Source organism: Micromonospora sp. GCM10011542 (assembly GCF_042650685.1).
Taxonomy (GTDB): domain Bacteria; phylum Actinomycetota; class Actinomycetes; order Mycobacteriales; family Micromonosporaceae; genus Micromonospora.
Genome location: NZ_JBHSBO010000036.1, coordinates 49,666 through 62,256, shown reverse-complemented (window position 1 = coordinate 62,256; position 12,591 = coordinate 49,666). Strand labels below are relative to the sequence as shown.

Below are 12,591 nucleotides of genomic sequence, written 5' to 3'. Positions count from 1 at the left end.
CGGCCCGGATCAGACCGCCGTCACGCGGTGGGCGGCTCGTCCTCGCCGGCGGCCTCCGCCGCGTCGGCCTCCTCCTTCGTCCGGTGCACCGCCTGGTCGGCGTGCTCCGGCGGGCCGTACACGGTGTAGAGCACCAGCGGGTTGGGCCCGGTGTTGACAAAGTTGTGCCGGGTGCCGGCCGGCACCACGACCAGGTCGCCCTGGACGACCTCACGCTTCTTCCCGGCCACCCGGGCCTCCCCGGTGCCGCTGACGAAGGTCAGGATCTGGTCGATGCCCTCGTGCACCTCCTCGCCGATCTCACCGCCCGGTGGGATGGTCATGATGACCAACTGGGTGTGCTCCCCGGTCCACAGCACCCGCCGGAAGTCCGGGCTCTTCTCGGCGACGGTCGCGATCGTGAAATGCTCCATGCCGCGCTCATACCCCGTCCGGCATCCCGTCACGCCGGGACTGGCAGATGGTGGAATTCGCCACGGATCGCGGGTTTGGATCCACCCGGAACGGGGATCGACAAGGCTGACCGGTGCTCACGGCCGGTCGAGCCAGGTCCCCGCTGGCGTACCGCCTTACGGCTGCGGTGGTGGGAGACGGCCAGAGCGCGGCGACGTTCCGACCCCAGGTCGAAGCGGCGCCGTGCGCTCGTTCCCGCACCCGGTCGCCGCCCCGGCCGCGCCGCCCTTCGCCCGCGCCGCACCGCGCTCCGCGTTAGGAAGGGCCCCTTCCTTCTCAGCGGGCGTCGCGGTGCAGCCAGGCCAGCAGGTCCGGCGGTGCGAGAGCCGCCGCCCGCGTCCGGTAGCGGGCCAGGGCCGCCTCGTCGAGCAACTCCCGCCCCTGCCCCGAGCCGCCCCGCCGGAAGAAGGCCCGGCGGTCGCGCAGCACGCCGAGCCGGTCCGGGGCCAGCCGGTCGGCCCGCTCCCGCATCCGGTCGAAGGTGGCCGCCTCGACCAGCTCGGGCCAGCGCCGCTCGGGCACCGCGAGGCCCCACCGGTCGGCGAGGCGGCGCATCTGCCCGGCCAGGTCGGTGCGCAGGTCGTCGTAGTGCACCAACTCGACGTTCGGCTCGTGCCGGCGAGCCCAGGCGTCACCGAGATGCCACATCACCCCGGGCAGCGAGTCCAGCTCGGCGCGTGGATCCACGTCCTGGTCGACCCAGCTCGGCAGCCACTGCTGCACCGACGGCCGTGGTCGCGGCGGGCCCGCCGGCGCGGCCTGGCCGGTCAGTTCCCGCAGCCGCTCCCGGTCCAGGTTGCCGGCCTGGTGGTACAGGCTGACCGCCATGTCCAGCGGGTGCCGCGCCACCACCACGTAGTGCGCCCGAGGATCCAGGGGTACGCCGTCCAGCGGGGTGTGCGTCTTGATGAACCGTCGGTGCGGCTGGGCGGCCAGCCGCCGGTAGACCTCGTCCCGGGGCTCGACCAACCAGTCCAGCCAGGGCGAGAGCTCGGTCAGCGGCGCCGGCAGCTCGGGGGTGCCCAGGACCAGCAGCGCGCAGATCATCTGCATCCAGGTGGTGCCGCTCTTGGACCGGGTGCTGATGACGATGTCGCCGGTGCGGAACGGAAAACCCGTCCAGCGGGCGCTGTCCTCGTCCGCGGACCGGTAGCGGTGGGGAGACGCGGGCATCGGACGAGCGTAGTCAGCGAGCCGACAGCCGAGAAGTCATTTCCGGGGCTGACGAACCTGTGAAACATGCACATGTCTGGCTAGATTGAACTATGGTGCCCGCCCACGGGGGCCGGGCGGCGGAACCGGTCTACCGCCCCATCCTCGCCAGCCGACGCGGCGAGTTGGAAGCGCTGAGCCACCTCGACGCCGCGGCCGCCCCGCTGCTGACCCCGATCCTGGTGGTCACCGCGGTCGAACAGTCCCTGGTGGAGGCTCTGCGTCGGTTGCCGGCCGGGCTGGTCCCGGCCGTCGACGTCACCGCCGTGCCGGACGGCCCCGACACCGAGTTGGCCCGCTGGGGCGTACCCCTGCTGCCGGTGATCGGGCTCGCCGACAGCGACCGGCGGCTGGTCGCGCACGGCGGGGCGGCCCGCGCGCACGGCCGGCGGGCGCTGGTGCGGCTGCGGGCGGGCCGGGACCGGGCAGGGCCGGACGCCACCACGACGGCGGTGGAACGGGTCTGGCGGTTCACCCGGCTCGCGCCTGAGGAGTGCGACCTGCTGGTTGACGCCGGAGACGTGTGTTGCCCGGCGGACGTCCGGCTGGCCGAGCCGCGGGTACGCCGGCTGCTGGACTGGGCCCGCCGGCACGCCTGGCGGACGGTCACGGTCGCGGCCGGCGGGATGCCGGCCACCCTGTCCCGGCTGCCCACCGACGAGCCGGTCCGGCTGGACCGCTGGGACTGGCAGCTCTGGCAGCGGCTGGCCGACGCCGGCGTCGACTACGGCGACTACGGGATCGGGCCGGCCGTCCTCGGCGGCGGCGACCCGGGCGACCGGCTGCCCACCGTGCGCTACACCGCCGACGGTGACTGGTGGGTCTACCGCTGGTCCCGGCGCGGTGGACGCGGCGACGACCGGTTCTCCGACCTGTGCCGCACGCTGGTGTCGGCGCCGCACTGGCCCCGCACCGGCGCGGCCTTCTCCTGGGGCGACCACGAGCTCCTGCGGCGCGCACGGCGGGGCGCCGGGGCCGGTTCGACCAGCAACTGGGCGGCGTGGAGCACCTCGCACCACCTGGCGCACGTGCTGGCCGCGCTGCCGCACCAGGGCAGCAGCGTCCCGACCTGGCCGACGCGGCCGGACCCGCCACAGCGGGGGCGCTCACTGCGGGCCCCGCGCGGCGGCGAGACCCGGCGGGCCGGCTGAGCAGCGGGCGCGGCGGTGCGGCCCACTGCTGCGCCGACGCGGCCTACTGCTTCTCGGTGAAGCCGAACTGCACGATGCCCTCGTCGTCGACGGTGGCGTCGACCGAGGCGTCGCCGAGCAGTTCAGCGGCGTCCGCGTCGAGGAAGATCCGGGCGCCCTGGTTGTCGACCACGTGGTCACCCTGCTCGGGCTCGGGCACCAGCTCGACGGTGAGTGAGCCGGCATCGGCGTCGGCGGCGATCCGCACGCCGCCGTCCTCGGCGACGTCCTGCTGGTTGGCCAGGTCGCGGATGACGAGCACGGCGTTGTCGGTCATGGTGAGCATGAGCGGAACTCCTCGTGGATTCACGGCTCGCGGTCGGTTACCACACAGACCGGACGTCGGTCCGCGTACGAGCACACGTGGGAGGCGACGGGAGGTGGCGATCGGTCGTCGCCGTCGCATCGGGGCAGGTGAAGGGCCCCTCACGGCCTACGGTGCCCGCTGCCGGGCGATCCGTCAAATAGAGCCGGATCAGTCGAGAGCGGCGACCGGGGCGAGCCGGGCGCGGATCTCGTTGACCGCCGCGCGCCCGGCCCGGTTGGCACCGATCGTGCTGGCCGACGGTCCGTACCCGATCAGGTGAATCCTCTCGTCGGCGACCACCCGGGTGCCGTCCATGGTGATACCGCCACCGGGGGCGCGCAGCCTCAGCGGGGCCAGGTGGTCGAGGGCGGCGCGGAAACCGGTGGCCCAGAGGATCACGTCCGCCGGGACGAACCGTCCGTCGGACCAGGCCACCCCGTCGGGCGTGATCCGGTCGAAGACGGGTAGCCGGTCGAGCACGCCGCGCTCGCGCAGCCGGCGTACCTCCGGGGTGAGCACCAGCCCGGTCACGCCGACCACGCTGCCGGGTGGCCGCCCGGCGCGCACGGCCTCGTCCACCCGCGCCACCGCCGCCCGCCCCAGCTCGGGGCTGAATTCGGCGACGCGGAACTCCGGCGGACGGCGCGTCACCCAGGTGGTGGCGGCCGCCACCTCCGAGATCTCGCCGAGCAGTTGCACCGCCGAGGTGCCGCCGCCGACGACCACCACCCGACGGCCGGTGAACTCCTGCGGACCGCGGTAGTCGGCGGTGTGCAGCTGCCGACCGCGGAAGGAGGACCGGCCGGGGTAGTGCGGCCAGAACGGCCGCGTCCAGGTGCCGGTGGCGTTGATCAGGGCCCGCGCGGTCCACCGGTCGTGGTCGGTCCGCACGTCCAGTCGACCGTCCGGCCGGGAGTGCACCGCCCGGACCCGCACCGGCCGCCGGACCGGCAGCTCGAACTCCCGCTCGTACGCGGCGAAGTACGCGCTGACATGCTCGGCCGCCGGCCGCTGCGGGTCGCCGGGCGGGAAGGGCAGGCCCGGAAGGTCGTGGAAGCCGTGCACCCGCTCCAGCCGCAGCGTCGGCCAGCGGTGCTGCCAGGCTCCGCCGGGGCCGTCGTCGCCGTCGAGGATGACGAAGCCGTCGCCGGGGGCGAAGCCGGTGCGGCGCAGGTGGTATCCGGCGCTCAGACCGGCCTGACCGGCCCCGATCACCACGACATCGACCGAGTGGGTGTCCACGCCGGGTACAACGCCGGGCCTGCCGCCGCTCTGCCCGGCGGCGGCCGTCGCGCCGCTCACAGCAGCCGATCCCGCGCCTGAGCGCCCGAAATGTCCGTACGCTGAGCGAATGGACGAGACCCGTCGCTACCTCGCGGAGTTCCTCGGCACCCTGCTGCTGGTCTTTTTCGGGGTGGGCAGCGCCATCGCGGCGCGCGTCGAGGGCGGCGTGGTGGTGGTCGCCCTGGCCTTCGGCTTCGTCATGCTCGCCCTGGTCTACACGATCGGGCCCCTCTCCGGCAGTCACGTCAACCCGGCGGTGACGCTCGGCGCGCTGCTCTTCGGGAAGATCTCGCCGCTCGGCGCGGTGGCCTACTGGATCGCCCAGTTCGCCGGCGCGGCGGTGGCCAGCTTCGTGCTCTGGGCGCTGACCCGGTGGGGCGGCGTCGAGGACCAGACCGGGGCGCTGGGCGCGAACGGTTACGGCGCGAACATCAACGGGGGTGGCGCGGCAGTGCTGGAGATCGTGCTGACCTTCCTGTTCGTGCTGGTCGTCCTGGTGGTGACCAGTCGCACCGAGCACCCCGGTGTCGCCGGGGTGGCCATCGGGCTGGCCCTCGCCGTTACCCACTTCGTCGGGGTGACGTTGGACGGCACCTCGGTGAACCCGGCCCGCTCGTTCGGCCCGGCCATCTTCGAGGGCGGCGGGGCGCTGCGGCAGCTGTGGGTGTTCGTCGTCTTCCCGCTGCTCGGCGGGGCGCTCGCCGCGCTGGTGGCGCCGCTGATCATCGGGCCGCAGCGGCACTACTGGGGTGGGCACGACAAGCCGGTACGCGGGCACACCGCCTGAGCCGGTAAAGCGGTGGGCGGCACGGCCGGGCCGGAGAACGCGAGCGGCAAAAACCTTCGGCCGGAACTCTTCTCCGGCGAATATCTTCGTGGCAGCATCAGCGCATGCATCGTCGTCTCTTTCCCCGGGCCCTCGCGCTGGCCGCGCTGGTCGCCGCCGCGGCCACCGCCGGCGCACCCGGCGCCACCGCCGAGTCGCCGACCCCCGCGGCGACCCGGCTGAACGCCACCATCGACTCGATCCTCGCCGACACCCGGCTGGCCGGTGCGCAGGCATCGGTGGTGGTGGTCGACACCGGCACGGGGCAGACCCTCTACGACCGCAACGGCGACCGCCGGCTGATCCCCGCGTCCAACACCAAGCTGCTGACCTCGACGGCCGCCCTGGAGTTGCTGGGTCCCGGGCACCGCTTCACCACCGACGTGCGGACCACCGGCAAGCGCCGCGCCGGGCTGCTCTCCGGCAACCTCCACCTGCGCGGCGGCGGCGACCCGACCATGCTCGCCGCCGACTACGACGCGCTCGCCGCGCAGGTCGCCGCCGACGGCGTACGGGTGGTCACCGGCAACCTCATCGCGGACGACACCCGCTACGACCGCACCCGACTCGGCCCCGACTGGACCTGGGACGACGAGCCCTACTACTACGCCGCCCAGGTCTCCGCGCTGACCGTCGCGCCGGACACCGACTACGACGCGGGCACCGTGATCGTGCACGCCGCCCCGGCCGATCGGGCCGGCGCCCCGCCGGTCGTCACCACCACCCCGCCCACCGGCTACGTCCGGATCGACAACCGGGCGCAGACGGTCACCGAGGGCGAGACCTCGATCTCCATCGAGCGGGAGCACGGCGGCAACACCGTCGTGGTGACCGGGCAGATCGCGGTGGGCGACGAGCCGGCCAGCGATTGGGTGACCGTCTGGGAACCCACCGGCTACGCGGCGGACGTGTTCCGGGCCGCGCTGCGCCGGCACGGGGTCCGGGTGCTGGGCCGGACGGTGCTCGGCCAGCCCACCCCGGAGGGGGCCACCACGGTCGCCCGACACGACTCGATGAGCCTGGCCGAGCTGATGACCCCGTTCCTCAAGCTCTCCAACAACGGCCACGCCGAGGTGCTGACCAAGGAGATCGGCCGGGTCCTCTCCGGCTCGGGCACCTGGTCCGCGGGGCTCACCGCGATCAGCGAGTACGTCGCCGACACCGGCATGGACACCGGCAGGCTGCGCCAGCGCGACGGCTCCGGGCTCTCCCGGCGCAACCTGATCCCGGCGGCGGAGTTCGTCGACCTGCTCGCCGCCGTCCGGGCCGAGCCCTGGTTCGCCACCTGGTACGCGGCCCTGCCGATCGCCGGCGAGCCGGAGCGGTTTGTCGGCGGCACCCTGCGCAGCCGGATGGCGGGCACCCCGGCGGCGGGCAACGTGCACGCCAAGACCGGCAGCCTGACCGGCGTCTCCGGTCTCTCCGGCTACGTCACCAGCGCCGACGGCCGGGTGCTGGCCTTCTCGATCCTGCTGAACAACTACCTGACCGCCTCGGTCAAGCGGCTGGAGGACCAGATCGCGATCGCGCTGGCCGGGTACCGCGCGGACCAGGTGTCCACGGCGCGGGTGGCGACCCCGGCGGCGCCGGACACGCCGCGTACCCCGGAGGGCGTCGAGTGCTCCTGGGTCAAGCCGATCACCTGCTGACCGAGCCGGATCAGGCCGGACGGTCCGGCACGGGAACCACCGCGGTCGGGTCGCCGCGCTCGATGAGCGCGGCGATCTCGGCGGCCCGCAGCCCGCGCAGCGCCAGCACCCGGGCGCCCCAGCGGTGCAGCCGGCACGGGTGCGGGCTGGCGTCGTTACGGCAGACCACGCCGCCCGACCAGCGCCGGGGCGCGTGCACCACCACCGCCCGCACCGCGAACTGGGCGTCCTCCCCGGTCACGTACGGCGGCAGGGGGATGTCGCGGAGCACCTCCCCGGGCGCTTCGCCGGCGCCGGACGGCGCGACGGGACGGACGCGGTGGGCGGTACTGCTGCTCGTCTCGGCGGCCTCCACACTGGATGGTCGGACGGGGACAGCAGAAAGTTACGACCCTCTGCACGGGGCGCGACGGACAAACTGTCCCCGGATCAGCCGACCTGCGCCCTGAGCCGGGCGGCGGTGCGGGTGGCGTCGTAGTCGGGCCCAACCCCGTCCACGATGATCGTTGAGCCCTCGATGTGCCGGGTACGCAGCGGCAGGATCTCCTGGTACGCCGCCGAGGCGTACCAGGCCCGCGCCGCCTCGACGTCGGGGAACTCGACGATGACCACGGTGCCGGGCCAGTCGCCCTCCAGCACCTCCACGTCGGTGCCGTGCACCCGGAACAGGCCCTGGTACGGGTCCAGCGTGGCCTGGATGCGCTCGATGTAGGTCAGGACGTCCTCGTTGAGCTGCGGGGTACGCAGGTGGGCGAGCGCGAAGGCGGGCATGGGTCCTCCCGGAAGATGTGCACCCGGCGGGCGCCGGGCCGTTGGGAGGAAGTCTCGTCGGCGCCGGCCGTGCCGTCGATTACCTCACGGGTAAGGGCGCGCCCGTCCCGGTCAGACGCGTTCGAGCACCACCACCGGGATCTCCCGGTCGGTCCTGGTCTGGTAGTCGTCGTACGCGGGCCAGATGCCGGCCATGGTGGACCACATCCGCGGCTTCTCCTGCGCCGTGGCGGTCCGCGCCCGGGCGGTGAACCTCTCCGCGCCCACCTGCACCTCCACCTCCGGCTCCGCCAGCAGGTTCAGGTACCAGGCCGGGTGCTTCGGATCGCCGCCCTGCGACGCCACCACCAGGTACGCGTCGCCGTCACGACCGTAGATCAGCGCGGTGCGCCGCAACTGGCCGCTGCGCCGGCCCCGGGTGGTCAGCAGCAGGGTGAAGACCCCCGGCCGCCACTCGTGGCCCTCGGCGCCGTCGGTCTCGACGTACCGCCGGATGTGCTCGGCGACCCAACCCTCCGGGCTGTCCAGGACCTGCTCGCTCGATGTCATCGGGGCTCCTCGGGATCATCCACGGCCGTCGCGCCCAGGCTACTGCGGCCGGCCGCCGCCGGCCCGCCGAACGCGGGCCTCGCCTGCCGGCCCGACGCGGTGCGGTCAGCGCAGCGCCAGGGCCTGCAGGCCCACGTTGCCACAGTGCTCGGTGAAGACCTTCTCGACGGTCCAGGTCAGCACCAGGCGGGCTCCCTTCGGGGCCCGGAACCGGACGGTGAACTGCGCGCTCTGACTGGTGTACGGGTCCTCCATGCGCAGTGTGGTGCTCAGTCCGCCGCTGGCGAGCCGCGCCTCCAGGCGGCCGCGGGCCATCCAGATCCCCGCGTAGAGGTGCACCGTGCGCAGCTCGCCGCTGCCCGCCACCGCCAGGGCGAAGCCGCTGCCGGTGCCGCAGGTATAGATGCCGTTGGGGGTGTCGGTGACCGACCGCTCCGGGGTGCCGTCGCGCCAGCTGAAGACCTCCTGGTTGCCGTCCCAGCCGACCCGGGTGCCGGCGCCGCCCTCGTCGAGGATCTCCCCCGCGCCGTCGCGCTTGCGGACCGTCGAGTCGCCGCCGCGCAACCCCCAGTGCATCCAGTCGCGGGTGCCGACGGCGGTGAGGTCCACTTCGGCCGCCACGTCCGCCCGGGTCACCAACAGCACCGGCGGCGCGGGCAGCGGAGCCGGGGAGCTGGCCGAGGGCGTGGGCGTGGGCGACGGCGGGCGCTGCCGGGGGCGCAGGCCGGGCGACGCCGGCCCGGCCTCGCCGGTACGTCCCTCCGCTGCAGGAAAGCCGGTGGGCCGGGCGGTTCCGGCCTGCGCGCCCGGCGGCCCCGCGGAATTGTCGCCGCCCTCCGGAGCGGGCCGGTTCCCGAGGTACGAGACCAGGGCCACCAGGCAGGCGAGCACGGCCAGCCCCTCCACCGCCCAGCGGCGCCGCTGCCGGCCGCGGGCCAGGCGGCGCAGCGCGCTGCGGGTCTGCCCGGAGGTGATGCCCGGCGGTCGGTGGGCGCCCCGGCGGTCGGACAGTTCACTCCCGGCGTTCGCGCCCGCCCGCGTGCGGTCCTCGTCCGCCACCGACCCCTCCACTCCGCCGCCCGACCGCAGCGGGTGCGACGTCCGCTGTGGGCGTTTCACGTTCGCACCGGCGCGGCCGACACGCCAGAGACGGACGGGCGGGCGTTTCCGGTTTGTTACCGGACGGTATAGGACAGCCGGGCGCGCGTCGCGTCGGAGTGTCAGCCGATCTCGAAGCCCAGCGCCCGCGCGATGACCAGCGCCTGCTCGGGGTCGACGATCGCGCCGGTGCGCTCCACCACCGTCGGGTCGAGCGCGCTCAGGTCGCTGCCGCGCAGGTCGGCGCCGCCCAGCCGGGCGCCGTGCAGCTGCGCGCCGGAGAGGTCGACGCCGGTCACGGTGGCCCCGGTGAGGTTCACGCCGGTCAGGTCGACCTCGCGCATCCGCACGTCGGTGAGGCGTACGCCGCGCAGGTCGGCGCCGGGCAGCGCGACGAAGGACCAGTCCCCGCCGGCCACGGTCAGCGGGCGCAGGTCGCACTGGGCGAAGGTGCTGCCGACCAGCTTGCAGCCGGTGAACTCGGCCTCGAAGAGGTTGCACCGCTTGAAGGTGCAGCGGGTGAAGGCCGAGTCGACGTGCCGGGACGCGTTGAACAGCACGTTGCCGAACGTGCAACCGGTGAAGACCGCCCCCCGGGTCACCGCCTCGGTGAGGTCGACGTGGAAGAACTCGCAGCCCACGAAGTGCCGGTCGACCAACTCCTCGGCGTACCAGTCGTCGTGGCGGAAGGTTCTGTCCTCGGTCAGCTCCGGCATCCGGCCAGGCTAGTGCTCGCCGCCGACGACCCGGCCCTTCCACCACCGGCGTACCGGCTAGTAGGTTCGGCGGCGTGAGCGTGCAGCGGAGCATCGACCCGGACCAGATCGGCTTCGACCCGGCGCGGCTGGCGCGGATCGACGAGCACTTCGGCCGGTACGTCGACGACGGCCGGTTGTCCGGCTGGCAGGTGGTGGTCACCCGCCGGGGCGAGGTGGCGCACTCCTCGACGTACGGGCTGCGCGACCGCGAGGCCGGTGCCCCGGTCGAGGCGGACACGCTGTGGCGGATCTACTCGATGACCAAGCCGGTCACCTCGGTCGCGGCCATGATGCTGTGGGAGGAGGGCCGGTTCGAGCTGACCGACGAGATCAGCCGCTGGCTGCCGGAGTTCGCCGACCTGCGGGTCTACTCCAAGGGGTCGACGCTCAAGCCGTACACGGTGCCGGCGATCGAGCCGATCCGGGTCTGGCACCTGCTCACCCACACCGCCGGCCTGACCTACGGCTTCATGCAGACCTCGGTGGTCGACGGGCTCTACCGCGCCGCCGGCTACGACCTCCACCCGCCCGCCGACGTCGACCTGGCCAGCGCCTGCGCCGCCTTCGGTGAGCTGCCGCTGCTGTTCCAGCCCGGCACCGCCTGGGGCTACTCGGTCGCCACCGACGTGCTCGGCCGGCTGGTCGAGGTGGTCTCCGGGCAGAGCCTCGACACGTTCTTCGCCGAGAAGATCTTCGGCCCGCTGGGCATGACCGACACCCGCTGGTGGGTCGAGGGCGACGACACCGAGCGGCTGGGGGCGCTGCACGTGCCGGACCCGCGGACCGGCCGGGCGGTCCGCTACGACAAGCTGGGCGCGCTCGCGTACGCCAAGCCTTCCCTGCTCTCCGGCGGCGGTGGCCTCATCTGCAGCGCCGCCGACTACCACCGCTTCACGCAGTTGCTGCTGCGCGGTGGCGAGCTGGACGGGGTACGCCTGCTCGGGCCGCGCACCGTGCGCTTCATGACCCGCAACCACCTGCCCGGCGGGCGGGACCTGGGCACCCTGTCCACCGGCGGGTTCGCCGAGACCACCCTGGACGGGATCGGCTTCGGCCTCGGTTTCGCCGTGGTGGACGACCCGATTCCGAGTCGCGTGCCGAGCAGCGTCGGCGAGTACTACTGGGGTGGGGTGGCCAGCACCGCGTTCTGGGTGGACCCGGTCGAGGAGATCACCGCGCTGTTCTTCACCCAGCTGATGCCGTCGAGCACCTACCCGCTACGCCCCCAGTTGCGCCAGCTCGTCTACTCGGCGCTCGTCGACTGACCCGGCCGGGATCGCCGTTCCACCGACGGGCGGTCGGGGCGATCCCTAGCCTGGGTTCATGAGCACCATCGTCGTGTTCGGCGCGGGCGGCACCGCCGGGTCGCGGGTCACCGCGGAGGCGGTCGGCCGGGGACACCGGGTGATCGCGGCGGTCCGCCGCCCGGAGGCCACCTCGTACCTGCCGGCCGGGGTGCGGGTCGTCACCGGGGACGCCACCAGCGAACGCACCGTCCGGGAGGTCGCGCCGGACGCGGACGCGCTCGTCGTGGCGATCGGCGGCGGCGCGGAGCGCGGGCTGTGGCGGAACGCGGCGGAGAACCTGGTCACCACGCTGCGCGGGATGCCGGCCGCGCCGCGGATCATCCACCTGGGCGGCGGATCGACCCTGCTCACCCCGAAGGGCACCCGCTTCCTGGACGAGCCGGACTTCCCGGCGGAGTACCGGGACTCGGCGCTGGGCCAGGCCGACGCGCTCGACTACTACCGCACCTCGGCCGACGGGGTGAGCTGGACGTACGTGTCCCCACCGCCGCTGGAGTTCCACCCCGGCGAGCGCACCGGGCACTACCGCACCGGCGCCGACGAGCCGGTGACCGACGACCAGGGACGGTCGGTGCTGACCTACGAGGACCTGGCGGTGGCGATCGTGGACGAGATCGAGCAGGCACGCCACGAGAACACCCGCTTCACCGTCGCGTACTGATCGCGGCAACGGCGACCGGGCGGACGGTCAGTCGGCGAGGCGGGCCGGGAAGCCGCCGGTGGCGATCGGGCCCCAGGCGTCGATGGTGACCCGGATCAACGACTTGCCCTGGCGCACCATCGCGGCCCGGTAGTCGTCCCAGTCCGGGTGCTCGCCGGAGATGCTGCGGAAGTACTCCACCAGCGGTTCCAGCGCCTCGGGCAGGTCCAGCACCTCGGCGGTGCCGTCGAGCTGCACCCAGGGGCCGTCCCAGTCGTCGGAGAGCACGCAGGCCGAGACCCGCGGGTCGCGGCGGATGTTGCTCACCTTGGCCCGCTCCGGGTACGTCGAGATCACCAGCCGGCCCTGCGCGTCCACGCCGGCGGAGACCGGGGAGGACTGCGGGCGCCCGTCGGCCCGGGTGGTCATGAGCACGACGCGGTGCCGGGGCCGGAGGAAGTCGAGCAGGTCGTCCCGGTCGACCCGGGTGTTCTTCGCGATGCTGCGTGCCATCGCTCGTTCCTACCAGGGCGGCGGCCGGCCGGGC

15 protein-coding genes are annotated in these 12,591 nt (G+C 73.8%); 5 read left to right on the top strand and 10 right to left on the bottom strand.

What is annotated here, in order from left to right:
- Window positions 1–20: 20 nt before the first annotated feature.
- Both ACFOW4_RS13190 and ACFOW4_RS13185 read right to left on the bottom strand, forming a co-directional pair.
- Window positions 21–413 carry a cupin domain-containing protein gene (locus ACFOW4_RS13190; protein WP_377527475.1) on the bottom strand — a complete coding sequence of 131 codons (393 nt, stop codon included), beginning with the start codon at window positions 411–413 and terminating at the stop codon, window positions 21–23.
- Window positions 414–729: 316 nt separating this feature from the next.
- On the bottom strand, window positions 730–1,626 hold the full coding sequence (locus ACFOW4_RS13185; protein WP_377527473.1) for a sulfotransferase domain-containing protein: 897 nt from the start codon (window positions 1,624–1,626) through the stop codon (window positions 730–732).
- 92 nt (window positions 1,627–1,718) lie between these two features.
- On the opposite strand from ACFOW4_RS13185, the gene ACFOW4_RS13180 reads away from it, so the two are divergent.
- Window positions 1,719–2,816: a beta family protein gene (locus ACFOW4_RS13180; RefSeq protein WP_377527472.1), complete on the top strand. Its 1,098-nt coding sequence runs from the start codon at window positions 1,719–1,721 to the stop codon at window positions 2,814–2,816.
- Between the two features lie 43 nt (window positions 2,817–2,859).
- On the opposite strand, the gene ACFOW4_RS13175 is transcribed toward ACFOW4_RS13180, so the two are convergent.
- A complete protein-coding gene (locus ACFOW4_RS13175) occupies window positions 2,860–3,141 on the bottom strand; it encodes an adhesin (RefSeq protein WP_377527470.1) in 282 nt (93 codons plus the stop codon).
- A gap of 189 nt (window positions 3,142–3,330) precedes the next feature.
- Window positions 3,331–4,464: an NAD(P)-binding domain-containing protein gene (locus ACFOW4_RS13170; protein ID WP_377527468.1), complete on the bottom strand. Its 1,134-nt coding sequence runs from the start codon at window positions 4,462–4,464 to the stop codon at window positions 3,331–3,333.
- Between the two features lie 49 nt (window positions 4,465–4,513).
- On the opposite strand from ACFOW4_RS13170, the gene ACFOW4_RS13165 reads away from it, so the two are divergent.
- Window positions 4,514–5,233, top strand: a complete 720-nt coding sequence (locus ACFOW4_RS13165; protein WP_377527466.1) for an MIP/aquaporin family protein — start codon at window positions 4,514–4,516, stop codon at window positions 5,231–5,233.
- A 104-nt stretch (window positions 5,234–5,337) separates the two neighbouring features.
- The gene (dacB, locus tag ACFOW4_RS13160) at window positions 5,338–6,921 is read left to right on the top strand and encodes a D-alanyl-D-alanine carboxypeptidase/D-alanyl-D-alanine-endopeptidase (RefSeq protein WP_377527465.1); all 1,584 of its coding nucleotides are present in this window, start codon (window positions 5,338–5,340) and stop codon (window positions 6,919–6,921) included.
- A gap of 10 nt (window positions 6,922–6,931) precedes the next feature.
- Here dacB and ACFOW4_RS13155 read toward each other — a convergent pair whose 3' ends face one another.
- The 5 genes from ACFOW4_RS13155 to ACFOW4_RS13135 all read right to left on the bottom strand — a co-directional run bounded on the left by ACFOW4_RS13155 (window position 6,932) and on the right by ACFOW4_RS13135 (window position 10,055).
- Complete coding sequence (locus ACFOW4_RS13155) at window positions 6,932–7,192, bottom strand: hypothetical protein (protein WP_377527463.1); 261 nt, start codon at window positions 7,190–7,192, stop codon at window positions 6,932–6,934.
- A gap of 158 nt (window positions 7,193–7,350) precedes the next feature.
- Window positions 7,351–7,692, bottom strand: coding sequence for a DUF1330 domain-containing protein (locus ACFOW4_RS13150; protein ID WP_377527462.1), 342 nt, complete (start codon window positions 7,690–7,692; stop codon window positions 7,351–7,353).
- 111 nt (window positions 7,693–7,803) lie between these two features.
- Window positions 7,804–8,241: a nitroreductase family deazaflavin-dependent oxidoreductase gene (locus tag ACFOW4_RS13145; protein ID WP_377527460.1), complete on the bottom strand. Its 438-nt coding sequence runs from the start codon at window positions 8,239–8,241 to the stop codon at window positions 7,804–7,806.
- Between the two features lie 105 nt (window positions 8,242–8,346).
- Window positions 8,347–9,300 (bottom strand): hypothetical protein, encoded by a 954-nt coding sequence (locus ACFOW4_RS13140; protein WP_377527459.1) that lies wholly within the window; start codon window positions 9,298–9,300, stop codon window positions 8,347–8,349.
- 161 nt (window positions 9,301–9,461) lie between these two features.
- A complete protein-coding gene (locus tag ACFOW4_RS13135; protein ID WP_377527458.1) occupies window positions 9,462–10,055 on the bottom strand; it encodes a pentapeptide repeat-containing protein in 594 nt (197 codons plus the stop codon).
- Between the two features lie 74 nt (window positions 10,056–10,129).
- Here ACFOW4_RS13135 and ACFOW4_RS13130 point away from each other — a divergent pair, with 74 nt between their 5' ends.
- Together ACFOW4_RS13130 and ACFOW4_RS13125 are read left to right on the top strand one after the other, a co-directional pair.
- A complete protein-coding gene (locus tag ACFOW4_RS13130; protein WP_377527456.1) occupies window positions 10,130–11,362 on the top strand; it encodes a serine hydrolase domain-containing protein in 1,233 nt (410 codons plus the stop codon).
- A 58-nt stretch (window positions 11,363–11,420) separates the two neighbouring features.
- Window positions 11,421–12,065 (top strand): NAD(P)-dependent oxidoreductase, encoded by a 645-nt coding sequence (locus tag ACFOW4_RS13125; RefSeq protein ID WP_377527455.1) that lies wholly within the window; start codon window positions 11,421–11,423, stop codon window positions 12,063–12,065.
- 27 nt (window positions 12,066–12,092) lie between these two features.
- Here the strand turns inward: ACFOW4_RS13125 and ACFOW4_RS13120 are convergent, their stop codons facing one another.
- Window positions 12,093–12,557, bottom strand: a complete 465-nt coding sequence (locus tag ACFOW4_RS13120; RefSeq protein ID WP_377527453.1) for a PPOX class F420-dependent oxidoreductase — start codon at window positions 12,555–12,557, stop codon at window positions 12,093–12,095.
- Window positions 12,558–12,591: the final 34 nt, after the last annotated feature.

Coding starts and splice junctions, on each gene's coding strand:
- ACFOW4_RS13190 (WP_377527475.1), bottom strand. CDS start 413: ATGGAGCATTTCACGATCGCGACCGTCGCCGAGAAGAGCCCGGACTTC.
- ACFOW4_RS13185 (WP_377527473.1), bottom strand. CDS start 1,626: ATGCCCGCGTCTCCCCACCGCTACCGGTCCGCGGACGAGGACAGCGCC.
- ACFOW4_RS13180 (WP_377527472.1), top strand. CDS start 1,719: ATGGTGCCCGCCCACGGGGGCCGGGCGGCGGAACCGGTCTACCGCCCC.
- ACFOW4_RS13175 (WP_377527470.1), bottom strand. CDS start 3,141: ATGCTCACCATGACCGACAACGCCGTGCTCGTCATCCGCGACCTGGCC.
- ACFOW4_RS13165 (WP_377527466.1), top strand. CDS start 4,514: ATGGACGAGACCCGTCGCTACCTCGCGGAGTTCCTCGGCACCCTGCTG.
- dacB (WP_377527465.1), top strand. CDS start 5,338: ATGCATCGTCGTCTCTTTCCCCGGGCCCTCGCGCTGGCCGCGCTGGTC.
- ACFOW4_RS13150 (WP_377527462.1), bottom strand. CDS start 7,692: ATGCCCGCCTTCGCGCTCGCCCACCTGCGTACCCCGCAGCTCAACGAG.
- ACFOW4_RS13145 (WP_377527460.1), bottom strand. CDS start 8,241: ATGACATCGAGCGAGCAGGTCCTGGACAGCCCGGAGGGTTGGGTCGCC.
- ACFOW4_RS13135 (WP_377527458.1), bottom strand. CDS start 10,055: ATGCCGGAGCTGACCGAGGACAGAACCTTCCGCCACGACGACTGGTAC.
- ACFOW4_RS13125 (WP_377527455.1), top strand. CDS start 11,421: ATGAGCACCATCGTCGTGTTCGGCGCGGGCGGCACCGCCGGGTCGCGG.
- ACFOW4_RS13120 (WP_377527453.1), bottom strand. CDS start 12,557: ATGGCACGCAGCATCGCGAAGAACACCCGGGTCGACCGGGACGACCTG.